At 70.1% G+C, this 16,777-nt stretch carries 17 protein-coding genes; 9 read left to right on the plus strand and 8 right to left on the minus strand.

Going from position 1 to position 16,777, the window contains the following annotated elements; all coding sequences use genetic code 11:
* Positions 1 to 74: 74 nt before the first annotated feature.
* Entirely contained in the window at positions 75 to 479 is a 405-nt protein-coding gene (locus AB0M48_RS05955) for an ATP-binding protein (RefSeq protein ID WP_363836238.1), read from the plus strand.
* Positions 480 to 637: 158 nt separating this feature from the next.
* Here the strand turns inward: AB0M48_RS05955 and AB0M48_RS05960 are convergent, their stop codons facing one another.
* From AB0M48_RS05960 to AB0M48_RS05975, 4 genes are all read right to left on the minus strand, one after another.
* Complete coding sequence (locus tag AB0M48_RS05960; RefSeq protein WP_363836239.1) at positions 638 to 1,363, minus strand: GAF domain-containing protein; 726 nt, start codon at positions 1,361 to 1,363, stop codon at positions 638 to 640.
* A 36-nt stretch (positions 1,364 to 1,399) separates the two neighbouring features.
* On the minus strand, positions 1,400 to 2,092 hold the full coding sequence (locus AB0M48_RS05965) for a GAF and ANTAR domain-containing protein (RefSeq protein ID WP_363836240.1): 693 nt from the start codon (positions 2,090 to 2,092) through the stop codon (positions 1,400 to 1,402).
* A gap of 198 nt (positions 2,093 to 2,290) precedes the next feature.
* Positions 2,291 to 2,854, minus strand: coding sequence for a DUF1360 domain-containing protein (locus AB0M48_RS05970; protein ID WP_363836241.1), 564 nt, complete (start codon positions 2,852 to 2,854; stop codon positions 2,291 to 2,293).
* Positions 2,851 to 4,464 carry a RecQ family ATP-dependent DNA helicase gene (locus AB0M48_RS05975; RefSeq protein WP_363836242.1) on the minus strand — a complete coding sequence of 538 codons (1,614 nt, stop codon included), beginning with the start codon at positions 4,462 to 4,464 and terminating at the stop codon, positions 2,851 to 2,853. Before AB0M48_RS05975 ends, AB0M48_RS05970 begins: the two co-directional genes overlap by 4 nt.
* 152 nt (positions 4,465 to 4,616) lie before the next feature.
* Here AB0M48_RS05975 and AB0M48_RS05980 point away from each other — a divergent pair, with 152 nt between their 5' ends.
* From AB0M48_RS05980 to AB0M48_RS06010, 7 genes are all read left to right on the plus strand, one after another.
* A complete protein-coding gene (locus AB0M48_RS05980) occupies positions 4,617 to 4,871 on the plus strand; it encodes a hypothetical protein (protein ID WP_363836243.1) in 255 nt (84 codons plus the stop codon).
* 224 nt (positions 4,872 to 5,095) lie between these two features.
* Complete coding sequence (locus AB0M48_RS05985) at positions 5,096 to 6,076, plus strand: transcriptional regulator (protein WP_363836244.1); 981 nt, start codon at positions 5,096 to 5,098, stop codon at positions 6,074 to 6,076.
* 278 nt (positions 6,077 to 6,354) lie between these two features.
* Positions 6,355 to 7,083: a GAF and ANTAR domain-containing protein gene (locus AB0M48_RS05990; RefSeq protein WP_363836245.1), complete on the plus strand. Its 729-nt coding sequence runs from the start codon at positions 6,355 to 6,357 to the stop codon at positions 7,081 to 7,083.
* Positions 7,084 to 7,116: 33 nt separating this feature from the next.
* Complete coding sequence (locus AB0M48_RS05995; RefSeq protein WP_363836246.1) at positions 7,117 to 7,848, plus strand: GAF and ANTAR domain-containing protein; 732 nt, start codon at positions 7,117 to 7,119, stop codon at positions 7,846 to 7,848.
* Positions 7,849 to 8,111: 263 nt separating this feature from the next.
* Entirely contained in the window at positions 8,112 to 8,804 is a 693-nt protein-coding gene (locus AB0M48_RS06000; protein ID WP_363836247.1) for a GAF and ANTAR domain-containing protein, read from the plus strand.
* A gap of 178 nt (positions 8,805 to 8,982) precedes the next feature.
* The gene (locus AB0M48_RS06005) at positions 8,983 to 9,579 is read left to right on the plus strand and encodes an NAD(P)H-dependent oxidoreductase (RefSeq protein ID WP_363836248.1); all 597 of its coding nucleotides are present in this window, start codon (positions 8,983 to 8,985) and stop codon (positions 9,577 to 9,579) included.
* 756 nt (positions 9,580 to 10,335) lie between these two features.
* The gene (locus tag AB0M48_RS06010) at positions 10,336 to 11,160 is read left to right on the plus strand and encodes an AfsR/SARP family transcriptional regulator (RefSeq protein ID WP_363836249.1); all 825 of its coding nucleotides are present in this window, start codon (positions 10,336 to 10,338) and stop codon (positions 11,158 to 11,160) included.
* On the opposite strand, the gene AB0M48_RS06015 is transcribed toward AB0M48_RS06010, so the two are convergent.
* The 3 genes from AB0M48_RS06015 to AB0M48_RS06025 are packed head-to-tail and all read right to left on the minus strand — an operon-like array spanning position 11,121 to position 14,635.
* On the minus strand, positions 11,121 to 11,633 hold the full coding sequence (locus AB0M48_RS06015; RefSeq protein WP_363836250.1) for a YceI family protein: 513 nt from the start codon (positions 11,631 to 11,633) through the stop codon (positions 11,121 to 11,123). The two genes, AB0M48_RS06010 and AB0M48_RS06015, sit on opposite strands and share 40 nt — an antisense overlap.
* A gap of 25 nt (positions 11,634 to 11,658) precedes the next feature.
* Positions 11,659 to 13,491, minus strand: coding sequence for an asparagine synthase (glutamine-hydrolyzing) (gene asnB, locus AB0M48_RS06020; RefSeq protein ID WP_363836251.1), 1,833 nt, complete (start codon positions 13,489 to 13,491; stop codon positions 11,659 to 11,661).
* Positions 13,492 to 13,501: 10 nt separating this feature from the next.
* Complete coding sequence (locus AB0M48_RS06025; RefSeq protein WP_363836252.1) at positions 13,502 to 14,635, minus strand: glycosyltransferase; 1,134 nt, start codon at positions 14,633 to 14,635, stop codon at positions 13,502 to 13,504.
* Positions 14,636 to 14,826: 191 nt separating this feature from the next.
* Here AB0M48_RS06025 and AB0M48_RS06030 point away from each other — a divergent pair, with 191 nt between their 5' ends.
* Entirely contained in the window at positions 14,827 to 16,293 is a 1,467-nt protein-coding gene (locus AB0M48_RS06030) for an MFS transporter (protein WP_363836253.1), read from the plus strand.
* 46 nt (positions 16,294 to 16,339) lie between these two features.
* Here the strand turns inward: AB0M48_RS06030 and AB0M48_RS06035 are convergent, their stop codons facing one another.
* Positions 16,340 to 16,729, minus strand: a complete 390-nt coding sequence (locus AB0M48_RS06035; protein ID WP_363836254.1) for a VOC family protein — start codon at positions 16,727 to 16,729, stop codon at positions 16,340 to 16,342.
* Positions 16,730 to 16,777 lie beyond the last annotated feature (48 nt).

Genomic DNA, 16,777 nt, shown 5'->3' on the forward strand with positions numbered 1-16,777 from the left:
TCGCGGTTTGCGGTGCCCCGCGGCCGGGTATCGGAGCACTTCGAACGTCTTCACAGAAGTGGACCGGTTCGGCCATGGCCGCGAGCGACGAACCTCCCTCCGCACCGACGACCCTCTCCCTGGAGCTGCACGAACACACACCCTCGCTGTCCGCGATGCGCCGCTGGATCTCCGGCGCGTTCAGCCACCTGTCCCAGGACCTGCTCGAGGACGTGCAGCTGGCCGTGACCGAGCTGGTCAGCAACGCCTACGACCACGGGCGCCATCCCCGTGAGCTCCGCCTCCGGCGCCTCGAGGCCGCCGGTCGTCTCCGCATCGAGGTGGACGACGCCTCACCGGACCTGCCCACCCTGGGCCGTTCCCGGCTCAACACCACACGGGGACGCGGCCTGATCATCGTGAACAAGCTCGCCGAGGAGTGGGGCGTCGTGTCGCACCCGGTCGGGAAGACCGTCTGGGCCGATCTCCCCTGCGGCTAGGGCGTGTCCCGTAAGTCTCGTCCGCGATAGTCGCGGCCGAGGGCCCGGAGACGGCACCGCCGCAAAGCCCGAATACGCCCGGTATGAGGGCATTGCGGCGGCATCGCCTCCGGGACTCTCGACCGTGACCCTCATCGAACGGACTCACGGGACACGCCCTAGTGGTGTGCGGTCACCGCGGCGGGAGCGACCTCGCCGTTGGTGAGGGCCCTGGCGACGTCGCGCACCGAGCTGCCCTGCTCGCGGGCGTGGTCGAAGATCAGGGTCCGCGCGACGTCGACACCGACGTCGAGGGTGCCCGCGACCAGGCCGACGGCGTGCGCGAGTTGCACGCGGTCGTTCATCGTGGTCAGCGTGCGCTCGGTCAGCCGGTGGACGCGCGCCGGGCCGGTTTCCTGGGACAGCCCCAGCACCGCCAGGTCGGCGAGCACCTGGCCCAGGCACTGCTGCCAGGGCTCCAGGGTGGCGGGCTCGAGGTAGAGCAGGTTCAGCCCCCCGGCCACCTGCCGGTCCAGTCGCATGGGCACGGCGTGCACCGCGCGGTACCCGGCGTCGAGCGCGGACGGCCGGAACGCGGGCCACCGGTCGTCCGTCGTGAGGTCGGTGGCGGTCACGGCCACCTCGTCCTTGATGCAGTCGACGCAGGGACCTTCGTCGACCTGGGCCTGCAGGAGTTCCACGAACCGCGACCGCTCGTCGGAGGCGGACACGACGCTGATGCCGCCCCGCGGGTCGCTCAGCATCACGCCGGTGGCGGAGGCACCGAGCAACCTCGTGCACGCGGCGGTCACCAGGCGCAACACCGTGTCCGGGTCGTGATGGTCGATCAGGCTCGCGGTGAGCTCGCTCAGCGCGGGAACAACCTCATCTCGGACATCGGACACGGTCACAGCATACGACCCGTCGTCGTGCGACACCGTTCAGTCCGCCAGTCGATCGAGGGAAATCCGCTGGTCGAGGACGTCGCGCGAGACCTCCAGCACCGACCGCCGCTCGGCGAACGCGTGCGCCCGCAACCGGGCGAAGGCGTCCTCGAGGCTGATGCGCAGCTTCGCCGCCAGCACACCGGTCGCCATGTGCACGTCCTGATAGGACACTTCCATCCGCAGCTTGTCCTCGTCGTTCGCCAGCTCGTTCTCCAGCAACGCGAGCGTCGCGAGATCGGCCAGCAGGGCCGCGTCCGTCACCGCCTCCGCGGACAACCCGCCGGGACGGCGCCGGTACAGGTCCAGGGTGCCGAGCCGGATGCCGCCGACCTGGAGGGGGAACGCGAACATCGCGGCGAGGCCCTGCTCCGCGGCCGCGTCGGCGAATCCCGGCCACCGGCCCTCCTCGGTGCTCACGTCCCGCACCAGCACCGGGCCGCCGCCGCGGAAGGCCTCCACCGCGGGCCCTTCGCCGAGGGTGTACTGGAGTTCCTCTATCGACGCCGCCCACCCGTCGCTGGCGCTGACCATCTCCTGCGCCCGCGCGTCGCCCCGCAGGACCAGCGCCGCGGCGTCCACCCCGGGCAGGACGTGCACGCACACCGCGCACAGCGCCAGCGGCCACTCGGAACCCGTGGTGCGTTCCGCGATCATCCGCTCGAGCCGGTCTCGACGCTGCCCGTCCACTCTCGGCCCCTCGCACCGACGCTGTTGTGAAGCACCAGGATACGAACCGCTGCCACCTCCGCGCACTTCGCGGGCGGGAAACCGGGCAGGCAGCGGCCGCCGCGGGGCGCGGACCGGTCCATCCACTGTGGACACGAACCGGGCCCGGCGCGGCGGCGGCGCGGGATTCCGGTCCTCCTGCGGGCAGGCCGATCGCGGCTATTTGGCGGCGTCGTAGGCGAGGTGCAGCCAGTCCGACGCCGCGACGGCCGACAGGGTGGTCGCGACCAGCCGGGTGGCCCGCGGCGCGAGCACCAGGCCCGCGGTGAGGGCGCTCGCGATCCACACGCCCGAGCAGAACGGGCAGGTCATGAGCTCACCGGCGGCGTGGCGCACGCCGTGACCGCGCACGCTCTCGTTGACCTCGGCGGCACCGGCAGGCTGCTCGTACCGGGTGAACGGTGCCCGCAGCACGCTGGTGATGGAGGACTTGGTGAGCAGCCTGCTCGCCTTGTGGGTGGCCACGGCGAGCAGCACGGTGTCACCTGCCGTGAACCGCTCCGGGAGTCGTGTCCCCTTGTACCGGCCAACGGCCGTGGCGATGCCCGCCAGCGCGCCGAACGCGCCCAGCGAGGCCAGGTATCCGAGCAGCGGGCGACGTTCGTCAGCGGCGTAGGCGCCCTGGACGCTCTTGAAGGATTCGGCGATCGGCATGGCGGAGGTGTTGCCACCACCGGTGCCGTCAAACCCCCGGCTGCTCCGCACCGGCGCGTCGATCGTCACAACGCCACGAGCGCGCCGTTGTCCCGCACCGCGGCGAGCGACAGCGTCTTGTAGCCGACGTCGTCGAACAACACGACGAGCCGGTCCGTTTCGGCGTGCACGACCGTGCCGCGGCCCCACTCCTCATGGCGCACAACGGTGTTCGGCGGGTACCCGGCGGGTTCCGCGGCTTCGGCCGGCAGGCCCTCGTCGCAGGCGTCGCAGTTGCCGCACGGCTCGTCGAGCCGCTCTCCGAAGTACCCGAGCAGGAACCGCCGGCGGCACGAGCGCGCCTCCGCGTAGCCGTGTGCCACCTCGATCCTGGAGCGGTCCCGTCTCCGCCGCCGCTCGACGTCCTGCTCCACCGCCTTGACGGCCTGAGCGGGCGAGGGCGCGTCCGGGACGTACCGGACCCTGTCCCCGGTGGTGCGCACGACCGCGGCGCCCTCCAGGAGGTTCACCAGGTTCGTGGCCTTGCGGCGGGTCAGCCCGAGTCCCTCGGCCAGCTCACCGATCCCGGCTCCCGGACGGCGGCGGCGCACCGCCGCGGCGACCTGCCGCACCCCGGCGCGGTCCAGCTTGCCGCCGGTGAGGAACCGGTGCAGGCCGCGGTCCTCCGCCCGGTGGAACACCATCACCTCGGCCGGGGCGCCGTCGCGGCCCGCGCGGCCGATCTCCTGGTAGTAGGCGTCCAGCGAACCGGGCATCGCGGCGTGCGCCACGAACCGCACGTCCGGCTTGTCGATGCCCATCCCGAACGCCGACGTGGCCGCCACGACGTCGATGCCGCCGGACATGAACTCGTCCTGCACGCGGCGCCGGTCGGCCGCCTTCATCCCGGCGTGGAAGGCCGCCGCGGACACACCCCGGCCGGCCAGAGCGTCCGCGTACCGCTCGGCATCCTTGCGCGTGGGCACGTACACGAGGCCGGCCCCCTCCCGCTGTGCCACCCAGTCGATCACCGCGTCCGTCCGCGTGGCCTCGTCGGCGCAGAACCGCGCGGCCAGGTGCAGGTTCGGCCGGTCGAAACCGGCGACGATCACCGCCGGATCCCGCATCCCCAGGTGCTCGGCGATGTCGGCCCTGACCGGTCCGCTCGCCGTGGCGGTCAGGGCCAGCACCGGCGGGTGACCGAGCCGTTCGACCACGTGGCGCAGCCTGAGGTAGTCGGGCCTGAAGTCGTGGCCCCACGCGGACACGCAGTGGGCCTCGTCCACGACGAACAACGAGGGCTTGGCCCGCTCCAGCCGGTCGAGCGCCTCCTCCTTGGCCAGCTGCTCGGGCGAGAGGAAGAGGTACTCCGCGTCCGCGTCGGTGAAGGACCGCCACGAGGCCTCGTTGTCCTGCGCCGGTTGTGCCGAGTTCACCGCGGCCGCCGCGGGCGCGTCGTTGGCGCGCAGGCCGGCCACCTGGTCGCGTTGCAGCGCGATCAGGGGCGACACCACCACCGTCGGTCCGTCCAGCAGCATCGCCGTGACCTGGTAGATGGCGGACTTCCCGGCGCCGGTGGGCATGACGACCACCGTGTCCCGCCCCTCCAGCAGGTGCTGCATGCCGGCCAGCTGCTCGGCGCGCAGCTCGGTCCAGCCGAACGCCTCCGCGGCCGTGCGCCGCAGTTCCGATTCGCTCACGCGGGCTCCCTCGTCAGCGGGTCTGCTCCTCGCCCGCGTCACAAGGACCTACCCGCACACTCGCAATTCAGTCCCGCGCACCGTCCCTTCTTGACTCACTCTTTTCTTGTCTCACCTCGCTTTTCCCACCGACCTGGAGGATGGTGGAAGTCATGAGCCCCTCCGCACGCGGCCCCGCCCAGCGCGCCGCCGCCGCGCGCCGGATCACCGACTGGGTACACCTGCGCGCCGGTCTCCACGAGGCCGTCGGCGTTGCCCGGGCGCAGGGTGCCGGGGGCCTGGGTGACGGGCTGGAGACCTACTCCGCCGGGCACAGCGCGATGGAGTGCACGCGGGAGGCGGCGCGGGTGAGGGGAAGCGTCGACGCGGCGGCCGACGATCGCGCCGACCCGGACTGGCGCGACTAGGGCGTGTCCCGTAAGTCCGTTCGATGAGAGTCACGGTCGAGAGTCCCGGAGACGGGACACGCCCTAGGGCCGTTCGGCAGCGAAGCGGCCGGAGAAGTCGACCCGTATGGCCACCTGAAGCCGTCTATCATCGGCTTGGCACCTGGTTCAGCCCAGGTGACTCGTCCACCGCTCCGGACCTCGGCGGCGCCCGCTTCTCCCGTCCTGGTGTCAGGAGTGCCGCCATGGCCATGCCCGATCGTCTTCCGGTCGATCAGCAGTCCCCTCGATCGATCGGGGTCTCCGAGGTCACAGGGCTGGAGGCGGGCACACAGGCGTTGCGTGCGACGGACTACCGGCACGGCGGCGAGTCCTGTCTGACCGACCTCGACGCTCTGCTCCGTGCGGGCGACCGGATGCTCACCGCGTCCGCGTCCGCGAAGGTGCGGCGGCAGCTGTACGTGGCTCTGGCCGACCTGCACAACGTCGCCGGCTGGGCGTACTTCGACGCCGGATTCGCGAGCAGGGCCCAGACGCGTTTCTGCCACGCCCTGGTGCTGGCGGGGCTCGGCCGGCACTCCGGGCTGACGGCGAACGTGTGCTACCGGCTGGGCCGCGTGTGCCTGCACCAGGACAGGCTCGACGAGGCGTCGGCGTACTTCCAGCTCGGACAGCTCGCGGCGAAGCGGTCAGGAGACGGGATCGGCGGGAGCATCATGTCGATGAACTCGGCGTGGGCCTGTGCCAAGAAGGGCTCGTGGGACGGCGCCCGGACACTGCTCGACCGCGGCCGGGGCCAGTTCGCCGACGCCGACCACACGCGGGTGCCCGACTGGGCGAGGTTCTTCACCGCGACGGACCTGTCGGCGCTCACCGGCGCGGTCCACACCGACCTGGCCCGGACCGTGGACCGGCAGCACGCCAGGACCGCCGTTCCGCTGCTCGTCGAAGCGATCGACGGCTACGGCGACGACATGGCCCGCAGCCGTGCGTTCAGCCTCATCCTGCTGTCGACCAACCACCTGGTCGAGGGCGATGTCGACCAGGGCGTGGCCATCGGGTTCCAGGCACTCGTGTCGGCCGGCACCCTCGGCTCGGCTCGCGTGCGGGACCGCATCCGCCCGCTCGCCGGGCACGCCCGCCGGCACGGCTCCCACGGCGGAGCCCGGGAGTTGGCGGCGCGCGTCAGCGCCATGCCCGCCGCACCGGCCGGAGGGCTGCCGTGAACGGCAGGCAGGCCGCCCAGCTGCTGGGGCTGCTGCCCGGCCCGCGACAGCAGGTGCTGAGGCTGCGACTGGTGTACGGGCTCCGCCGAACAGACCACGACCGTGCTGGGCTCCACGCCCGCTGTCGTGCGCCTGGCCCAGCACGAGACCCTCGAAGTGCTGCGCAGGGAACTCGCCGGGCGAAGTGGCCCCCCTCGAAACGCGGTCCCGGCGGATTAGGGTGCGTTCTCCCGTGGAAGCCACGACACGGGATGCTCCGGATCACGGGAGGCTGAGCGGTGAGCGGTGACCGGCTGGCCAAGGTGCTGGGGTACCTCGCCGCCGACGCGGCGGCCCGCGGCGCCAAGGTGTCCAGCGAGTCGGCCTGCGACGCCGGTGTCCGCCTGGCCGAGGTGAGCGGCGTGCAGCTCACGTTGATGAGCGGCCCGGATCGCGGTGAGTCCCGGTACGCCACGGACGAGGTGGGCGCCCGGCTCGAGGAACTGCGGTTCACGCTGGGCGAGGGGCCTTGCGCGGACGCGTTCCGCACAGGTCTGCCGGTGCTGGCCGGCGACCTGGACACCGGGCACAACCACCGGCGGTGGCCGCTGTTCGTGCCCGCGGCACTCGAGATCGGCGCGCGAGCGGTGTTCGCGTTCCCGCTGCGCAGCGGAGCCATCCGCATCGGGCTTCTCGTCCTGCACCGCACGCGTCCGGGGCCGATGACCCACGACCAGACGTCGGACACCCAGGTCCTCGCCGACGTCATCCTGTCGTTGCTGCTGGACGAGCTCACCCGCGTCCAGGTCGAGAACAACGCGCTGCTGGCCGACATGCCGCTGCGCCGCGCCGAGGTCCACCAGGCCACCGGAATGCTGTCCGTGCAACTGGGTGTCAGCGTGGAGGAGGCTCTGGTGCGGCTGAGGGCGCACGCGTTCGCTGAGGAAAGGCCGGTGATCGACGTCGCGCGCGACGTGGTGGCCCGGCGTCTGCGACTGACCCCGGAAGCACGGCCTGATCCCGCGTGATCGACCGGCGACCGACCAACAGAGGTGGCCCCAATGTCAGTGGAGAACATGGCCGAGACGTTCGTGCAGCTTGCCGACACCCTGGTCGCCGACTTCGACTCGGTCGAGTTCATGCACCTCCTGGCGGACCGGTGCGTCGACACCCTGGAGGTCGACGCCGCGGGCATCCTTCTCGCCGACCACCACAGCGAGCTGTACGTGGTCGGAGCTTCCAGCGAGCGCACCAGACTGGTGGAGCTGTTCGAGCTCCAGCACCGTCAAGGTCCGTGCATGGAGTGCTACCTGACGTGCGCGCCCGTGACCGTGGCCGACTTCACGGAGCCTCCGCAGCGCTGGCCGGAGTTCTCCGCGATCGCCGCGGAGGCCGGGTTCCGCGCGGTGCACGCCCTGCCGATGCGGCTGCGGGAGCAGACCATCGGCGCGCTGAACCTGTTCACCGCCGCGCCGGGCGCGCTGAGCAGTGCGACCATCAGGGTGGCGCAGGCGATGGCGGACGTGGCCACGATCGGTCTGCTGCAGGCGAAGCTCCTGAACCAGCAGGAGCTGCTCGCCGAGCAGTTGCAGGGCGCGTTGCAGAGCAGAGTGCTCGTCGAACAGGCCAAGGGTGTGCTCGCCGAGCGCCTGCAGATCGGGATGGGCCGGGCGTTCGAGACACTCCGGCGTTACTCCCGCAGCCACAACCAGAACCTCAGCAAGGTCGCCGAGTCGGTCATCGCCGGCACGGTCGACGTAACGGCGTGGGGCGATCCGGGCACGCGCGGCTGACGCGCTACGACCTCCGCTGGGCACGCGTCCTCCGAACGGGTTCAGGTGTGCGGCGCGACGCGCCCGCTAGGGCGTGTCCCGTAAGTCCGTTCGATGAGAGTCACGGTCGAGAGTCCCGGAGGCGGGACACGCCCTAGTACTCGATTGGACCAATCGTGCTCGGACGGGACGTGGAAGCATGGATCGGGAGTGCGCTCGCCCCAGTCCCCGGCGATGACGCCGACGCGAGAACCTGCGAATTGGGGCGTGTTGTGGACCACCGGGTGGCGCAGACCTTCGTCGAGCTGGCGGACACGCTCGTGCTCGGGTTCGACACCATCGACTTCCTGCACACCCTGACCGAACGGTGTGTCGAACTGCTGCCCGTGGACGCGGCCGGCCTCCTGCTGGCCGATCAGCAGGGCGTGCTGAACCTGGTGGCGGCCTCCACCGAGAAGGCGCGGCTGCTGGAGTTGTTCCAGTTGCAGGAGGACGAAGGTCCGTGCCTGGACTGCTTCGACACCGGCACACCGGTGGGGTGCGACGACCTCGGTGCGGCGCCGCAACGCTGGCCCCGGTTCGCGATGGCGGCTCGCGCGCAGGGGTTCGCCGCGGTCGACGCCGTGCCGATGCGGTTGCGCGACCAGGTGATCGGCGCGCTCAACCTGTTCCGGACGTCACCGGGGCCCACGCCGGCGGACGTCACCGTGCTGGCGCAGTCGTTCGCGAACGTCGCGGCGATCGGCATCCTCCACGTCCGCGCGCTGTGGCAGAGCGAGATGATCGCCGAACAGGTGCAGAACGCGCTCGACAGCGGCGTCACGATCCAGCAGGCGACGGGCATCCTGACCGTGCGCCTGCAGGTCGACCTCGCGGACGCGCTCTCGTTGTTGCGGACGCATGCCCGCAACTCCCACCAGTTGCTGTCCGACGTCGCCCAGCAGGTGATCGACGGACGCCGCAGGTCGACGATCTGACGAGACCGACCTGAGCGTGACTGCGCGGATCTGCGCAGGTGGGAACCCCCTTGGCAGCCGCGTGAGCGGTGATCGTTGAAGCCTGCCGCAAAGGCTTGACCTGAACCAATGTTCACGTATTAGCGTGGTCGCAGCGGGTAGCCGAGTGGCTACAGCGATATCGCCCAAGGGGAGACCGGTGACCGCAGAACGACCACTGCACCTGGCTTTGATCATCGGCAGCACCAGAGAGGGCAGGTTCGGCACGACCGTGGCCGAATGGGTCCTCGGACACGTCCGGCACCGCGGGGACGTCTCGGTCGACGTGATCGACCTGGCGGAGGTGCCGTTGCCCACCGTGCAGCAGGCCGTCCCGGTGGTGACCGGGGTGTACCCGTCACCGGACGTCCAGGCGTTCGCACGGCGGATCGGCGCGGCGGACGGGTTCGTCGTGGTGACCCCGGAGTACAACCACGGCTATCCGGCCTCGCTCAAGCTCGCGATCGACTCGGTCTACGTCGAGTGGAATGCCAAGCCGGTCGCATTCGTGTCCTACGGCGGACTGGCCGGCGGCTCCCGGGCCGTCGAGCAGTTGCGCCAGGTGTTCGCCGAGCTGCACGCGACCACCATTCGGGAAACCATCTGCCTGGCCATGGCGCACTCGCTGTTCGGCGAGGACGGCAAGTTGCTCGACCCCGACGGCCCGGACCTGGCCGCGAAATCACTGCTCGACCAGCTCACCTGGTGGGCCGGCGCGCTTCGCGACAAGCGGGAGAAGCACGCGTACAACACCTGAACGCCGCGCGAATGAACGTTTGACAGTTCCGAACGCGACCGGAATGGACGAACCCTCGTCCATTCCGGTCCGCGCCGTAGGCGCAGAACATCTGCCCTTCATTCACGTCCCACGGCGTGGATCCGCTTGCGCTACCGCAGGAGTTTGTTGACCGCTTGAATTCGCAACAACACAGTCGGCACCACGACCGGCTCTAACGCACGCATGAGTCCACGACCTGCGGCGACATGTCTTGAATAGCCCTGGACGGGCTTCTTCGGCGACGGCACGGGCGGTTGATAAAGTCACCCGGATGGCCGAATCGCCCGTTTTTTCTTGCCGTTGTCAATGCGGTTCCTGGTAGGCTCTAACCAAGTGAGCATCTTATTGGTTAGCCCCAGGGTGGAATACGCTACCAGCAACAGGGGGCGCATCGCATGAGGCAACGGGGGATCCATGGGGTAGGCACTTCCTCATCGACGAGCAACCGCCCGAACGGCGTAACCGAAGGCGCCGACGGGTCGCGGTAATCGGAATCTGGGGTGGGGCTTCGGAATTCTGCAGTGCCTGGGGGGTCTGGGGAATTAATTGGGGCATCTGACCCCGACCAAGTGAATGTCGCCGGTCGTGCCGGTGCGCGCCACGCTGATCCCGTTCCAACGGCGGAACTGGTTGATCCCGTGCGCGCCGGCGCGTGCACCGACGCTTCGCTGTGCTCTGCCTTTCACACACCTCAGTTCAGCCATGACAACACATGACTATCAGAAGAGGCTTGTCGTGAAATTCGGCATCTTGGGTCCACTGACCATGCACGACAACGGGGTTTCCTACCTGCCGACCGCCCCGAAGCAACGGCAGCTGCTGGCGCTGTTCCTGCTCAACGCCAACAGGTTCGTCGCCATCGACGCCGCCGTCGAAGAACTGTGGGAGGGCAACCCTCCCCGCACGGTCATCCCGACGCTGCAGACATACGTGCTCCAGATCCGCCGCGCTTTAGCCGCGTCCCCCACTCTCGGTTCGCTCACCGAGGCGCACAAGAGCCTGATCACAGGAAACCGCGGCTACTTCCTGATGGTGCCGCCCCACTCGCTCGACCTGATGGAGTGGGACCAGCTCGTCGCCGAGGGCAGGGAGGCCCAGCGACGGGACGACGACGCCGAGATGGCCAGGAAGTTCCGCCGGGCGCTGAGCCTGTGGCGCGGCCCCGCGCTGGGCGACGTCCAGGCGGGGCCGTTGCTGCGGGCGCACGTCAACCGGTTCGAGGAGGCCCGGTTGTCGGTGACGGAGCAGTGCTTCGAGGCCGAACTGCGGCTCGGGTACCACCACGACATCCTCAGCGAGATCGGTGACGTGGCCGCGCAGCACCCGTTGAACGAGAACCTCCAGGCGATGTACATGCTCGCGCTGTACCGCGCCGGCCGTCAGGTCCGCGCCCTGGAGGTGTTCCGGCACCTGCGCCGCAGCGTCTCCGACGAGCTGGGCGTCGAGCCCTCGGCGCAGCTGCGCCGGTTGCACGAGGCCATCCTGTCCGCCGACGACCGGTTGGAGATGACCACGCACGATCAGCGGTTCGCCACGACGTCCAGGGTCAGCGTGAGATAACGCGCGGTCATGCCCTTGGCCTTGGTGATGCCGAAGGCGTAGCGGTCGATCCGGGTCGTCGCGCGGGCGAGGAGCTCCTGGTCGTCGCCGCCGACCCGGTGCAGCGCCAGGGAGATCGGCTGGGTCACGCCGCGGACGGTCAGCGTGCCGTGCAGGGTGCGCTTCCCGTTCGCGGCCTGGCCGACCCGCTCGCCGCGGAAGACGATCTCGGGATGCGCGTCCACGTCGAGGAAGTCGGCCGAACGCACGTGCGCGTCACGCTCGGCGTTGGCGCTGTCGAAGCTGCCCGCCGCCACCACCGCGTCCACTGTGGACTCGGTGGTGGGCTCGGCGACCGAGATCTTGCCGTGGCCGACCCGGAACGTGCCGCGGACCCGCAGCAGCCCGTAGATCGCCCTGGTGGTGAACGAGATCACCGACCGGTCGGGGTCGATCAGGTACTCGCCCTTGGCCGGTTCGCCAGTGACTGACATCGGAACACCGTCCTCACCTCGGTCGTCAGTCCTCATCGGACAGGACGAGCCGCACGTCGTACTCGGTCATCCACGTGTTGAACTCGATCAGTCGTTCCAGCACCGCCCTGGCCGCCCAGGGCCCGCCCATGACGTAGGCGCCGTCCGGCCGTGCGAGCAGCCGGCGGATGCCCTCCTCGGGCACGAGCTGGAGCACCGGCGAATCGGGCGTGCAGAGCTTCTCCACCTGTTCGCGCAGCGCCGCCTCGTACTTGTCGTCCTGTGTGGACGGATACGGGTTCTTCTTGCGGTCGAGCACGCTGTCCGGCAGCACACCGCGCATGGCCGCCCGCAGCAGGCTCTTCTCCCGGCCGTCGAAGTTCTTCATCGCCCACGGCGTGTTGAAGACGTACTCCACGAGCCGGTGGTCGCAGAAAGGGACTCGCACCTCGAGGCCGACGGCCATGCTGATCCGGTCCTTGCGGTCGAGCAGGAAGTTCTCCCACCGCGTGAGGTTCAGGTAGCCGACCTCGCGCATCCGGGCCTCGGTCCCGGTCTCCCCCGCCAGCCTCGGCACCTCGGCCATCGCCTCGTCGTACCGGTGCCGGATGTACTCGCCCAGCCCGAGCCGGTCCCACAGGCCGACCTCCTTGAGCGCGCCGATGCCGCCGGCCTTCTCGAACGGGTGGTGCCAGGGGAAGGAGCCGTTGTTCACCGCGTCCTGGTCGTGGAACCAGGTGTAGCCGCCGAACAGCTCGTCGGCCGCCTCACCGGACAGCGCGACGGTCACCCGTTCGCGGACCGCGCGGCACAGCAGGTAGAGCGAGTACTCCATGTCGCCGGTGGAGATCGGCAGGTCCTGCGCGACGAGCGTCGCCCGGCGCACCGACGGGTCGAGGACGTCGTCGTTGTCGAGCATGATCGTGATGTGCTCGGCGCCGACGTGCTTCGCCACCTCGATGGCGAACGGCGTGTCCGGGTCCTCCCACTGCACGTTGGCCTCGAACCGGTCGTCGTGCCCGGCGAAGTCGACCGAGAACGCGGGCAGCTCCCCCGTCCTGCGGGCGGCCAGCGCGGTGACGGCACTGGAGTCGAGCCCACCGGACAGCAGGGTTCCCACGGGAACGTCCGCGAACAGCTGGCGTTCCACGACGTCCTCGAGCAACGCGCGGACGTTCGCGATCGTGGTGTCCAGGTCGTCGGTGTGCTCGCGGCTCTCCAGCCGCCAGTACCGGCGTGTCGTCAGCCCGTCGCGGTTGACGCGGACGACCGAACCGGGGCGGACCTCGTACATGCCGCGGAAGATCGCGTGCCCCGGCGTCTTGACGATGGTGAACATCTCGCACAGGCCGTCGCGGTCGACCACGGCCTCGGCGTCGGGGTGCCGGAGGATCGCCTTGGGCTCCGAGCCGAACAGCACGCCGCCGGCGGTCGGGTAGTAGTAGAGCGGTTTGATGCCGATCCGGTCGCGGACCAGCAGCAGCTCCTCGGTCCTGGTGTCCCAGATGGCGAACGCGTACATGCCGTTGAGCCGGTCGACGAAGTCCTCGCCCCACTCCAGGTACGCGCGCAGCACCACCTCGGTGTCGCTCGTCGTGCCGAAGGAGTGCCCGAGTCCGCGCAGTTCGTCGCGCAGCTCGCGGAAGTTGTAGACCTCGCCGCTGTAGGTGATCACGGCCTCGTCGGCGGCCATCGGCTGCTGACCGGTCTCCAGGTCGATGATGGACAGCCGGCGGTGGCCGAGCACGGCGTGCTCGGCGATCCACTCGCCCGACGCGTCCGGGCCGCGGCAGGCCATCGTCTGCGTCAGGGCGTCCGCCAGCTCGCCCTGACCCGTCAGGTCCTGGCGGTAGTCGACCCATCCGGTGATTCCGCACATGTTCGAACTCCTAGACGAGTTCTTCGACGATGGCGAGCACGTCGACGGGCAGGGGCTGGGAGCGGATCTCGTCGGCGACGACCCGCGCCCGTTCGGTGTACGACGGGTTCTCCAGCAGTTCCTGGCAACCGGAGACGACCGCGTCGAGCGTGTCCTCGCCGGGCATCAGCATGAGAGACGCGCCGAAGTCGGTGAGCCGCTGCGACGGCGCGACGGACGAGGGCATGTTCGGGATGAGCAGCTGCGGCAGCCCGGCCGCCATGACGAGCAGCGACGTGCCGCCACCCGCGTGGTGCACGAACAGGTCGCACGTGCGCGCCACGACGTCGAGCGGCAGCCAGCCGGCGTGCACGTTGTCGAGCCCGGCGGTCAGGTCCCTGGCGACGTCCTCCGGCGCGGCGACGACGATCTCGGCGCCGAGCGGGGCGACCTTGCCGGCCAGGTCGCGCAGGAAGTCGAAGTACTGGTCCTTGGTGACGCGGCAGCCCGCGGTCACGCAGATCCGGCGGCGCTCCGGCCGGGTGTACATCCACGGTTCGAGCGTCCTCTGTGGACTCGAAGCCACGTACCGCATGTGCTGGAGGTTGGCCGGTGCCGGGCCGGGCGGCAGCAGGCTCGGCGGGCAGAGCTCGACGTGCAGGTCCGCGACCGGGAACCCGTCCAGGCCGAGCTCGCGGAACTCCGGCTCCAGTTCCTCGGCGGCGCCCAGGTCGGCCTCCGGCGGCTCGCCGCTGTCCCAGGTGTGCCGCACGTACGGCACGCCGAGCCGCTTGGCGAGCAACGGGGCGACGAACGCGAGCTGGCCGCCCACCACGACGTCCGGCCGCCACGACCGGGCCAGGTCGAGCAGCGGTTCCATGCTCGCGCGGGCCAGCCGGCCGAAGCCGCGGCCGATGAAGAGCTTCCAGTCCTCGGGGTCCGGCGGCCATTCCAGAGAATTGCCGTGCTTGTCGTTGGTGAAGAAGTCGAGCATCGTCAGCGGACTCACCGACAACGCGGGCAGCCCGGCTCCGGATATCGACGAAGTGATTCCTTCGGTCCCCGCCATCAACACCTCGTGGCCCGCGTTGCGCGCGGCGGTCGCCAGCGGCACCAGCGGGAAAACCGTTGCCGGACTTCCGCCGGCGAGGAACAGAATTCGCATGAGACCCACGCTAACGGGCTGACTTCGGGGCGAGATCGAGGCCAACAAAAGCCCGCACAGTGGTTGCATAAAGGCGCTTGAACGTCGTGTCGGGTCGCGTTAGCGTGAGAACACCGGCCAGAATTCCGGCCCCAATCCACCGTCTTCGCCGAATTCACGGCGGGCGTTTTCCTCCTGCCTAGGAGAGCCGTATGAGTGCTGTTCCCGACACGTTGACCAGGCGGTCGAGCCCCGCTCTCACCCTGGCGGTCGTGCTCGTGGGTGTGTTCGCCGTGGCGATGTCGATCTCGGGCGCCGGTGTCGCGGTGCCCCGGATCGGCGCCGAGCTCGACGCGAGCGGTGCCGCGCTGCAGTGGGTGATCTCCGCGTACAACTTGGCGCTGTCCGCGTTCACCCTGGTGTGCGGGTCGTTGTCGGACCTGTTCGGCCGCAAGCGGGTGTTCGTGCTCACGACGACGTTGTTCGCCGCCGGGTCGCTGGTGTGCGCACTGGCGCAGGACATCGTGGTGCTGGACCTCGCGCGGGCGGTGGCCGGCATCGGCGCGGGCGGTGTGATGGCCAGCGGCGGCGCGATCCTCGCCGTCACGTTCGACGGCGCCGCCAGGACGAAAGCGTTCGCCGCCATGGGAACGACGGGCGGCGCGGGCGTGGTCATGGGCCCGTTCCTGTCCGGGTGGCTCGTCACCGGGCTGGGCTGGCGCGCCAGCTTCGTGTCGTACGTGGTCATCGGCGTGGTGATCCTGCTGGGCACGTTGTTCGTGGCCGAGTCGCGGTCGGCGGAACGGCCGAAGGTGGACCGGGCGGGCGTGGTCACGTTCGTGCTCGGTCTCGGCCTGCTGATGTTCGGCCTGATCCAGAGTCCGCAGGGCGGCTGGGGCGGCACGTTCGGGCTCGTCGCGGGCGTGGTGCTGCTGGTGGTGTTCGTGGTGGTCGAGCGCAGGCAGGCGTTCCCGGTGCTCGACCTCTCCCTGGTGCGCAACGCGAAGTTCATCGGCTGGTGCCTGGGAACGGTGTCCACGTCGGTCGGGTTCGTGGGCATCCTGGTGTTCCTGCCCACCTACTTCCAGGGCGTGGACGGTGCCACCGCGCAGGAAGCGGGCCTGACCATGCTGATGCTCACGCTGCCGATCCTGGTGATCCCGATGGCCGGCGGCTGGCTCGTGAACCACGGCGTGTCCGCGCGCTGGCTGATGACCTCCGCGCTGCTGCTGGTGGCGGGTGGCAACGCCTGGCTGACCGTGCTGCACCCCGGCATCGGCGTGAGCGAGCTGATCGGGCCGCTGCTGTCGGTGGGCATCGGGCTGGGCATCTCCTTCGGCATCACCGACGCGCAGGCGATGAACCAGGTCGACCCGGCGCGGCTGGGCATGGCGGCGGGCTTCCTCAACACGATCCGCAACGCCGGTGAGGCACTGGTGATCGCCGTGTTCGGCACCGCGCTGATCGCGTTGATCCAGACCAGGGTCGGGTCCGCGGAGCTGGCGAACGAGATCGCCGCGGGCGAGCTCTCCGGCGGGGACCCCGCGGTGCTGGCCGAGCAGTTCACCGACGCCTGGCGGGTGGCGCTGTGGATCGTCGCCGGCATCTGCCTGGTCGCGGCGGTGGTGGTGCACACGCTGCTCGGCACGCGCAGGACCGTTGTGCACGAAAGGGTCTGACATGTGGAAGGGACGAGGCCGGCTGCCGGCCTCGTCCCTTCCGTGCTTACTGGGGCAGGGTGGCGTAGAGGTCGACCTCGTTGCCGTCCGGGTCGCTCACCGAGGCGTACCGCTGGCCCCAGAAGGTGTCCCACGGCGGCCTCGTGACCACGGCGCCGCCTGCGGTGAGCTCCGCCACGACCTCGTCGACAGCCTCCGGGGAGTCCACTTGGAACGCCAGGCTGACGCGGGGGCTGCCGGTCGCGCGGGTCCAGTCCGGTGTGAAGGACCTGATCGCCTCTTCGGTGTCGAGGGTCAGCTTCACCGCCCCGGCCAGCTCGCACTCCCGGTGGTTGTCGTCATCGTCGCCGAACTTCAGGCCCAGTCGCTCGTAGAACGCCGCGGCCGCTGCCATGTCGGCGACGACCAGGCCGATGGTGGTGAACGTCGGTGTCATGGTCACGACGCTAGGGCGGGCACACAGTGGCTTGATCGAGGCTCGACA

It is taken from the genome of Lentzea sp. NPDC051208 (genome assembly GCF_040682435.1).
GTDB classification, from domain to species: Bacteria; Actinomycetota; Actinomycetes; order Mycobacteriales; family Pseudonocardiaceae; genus Lentzea; species Lentzea kristufekii.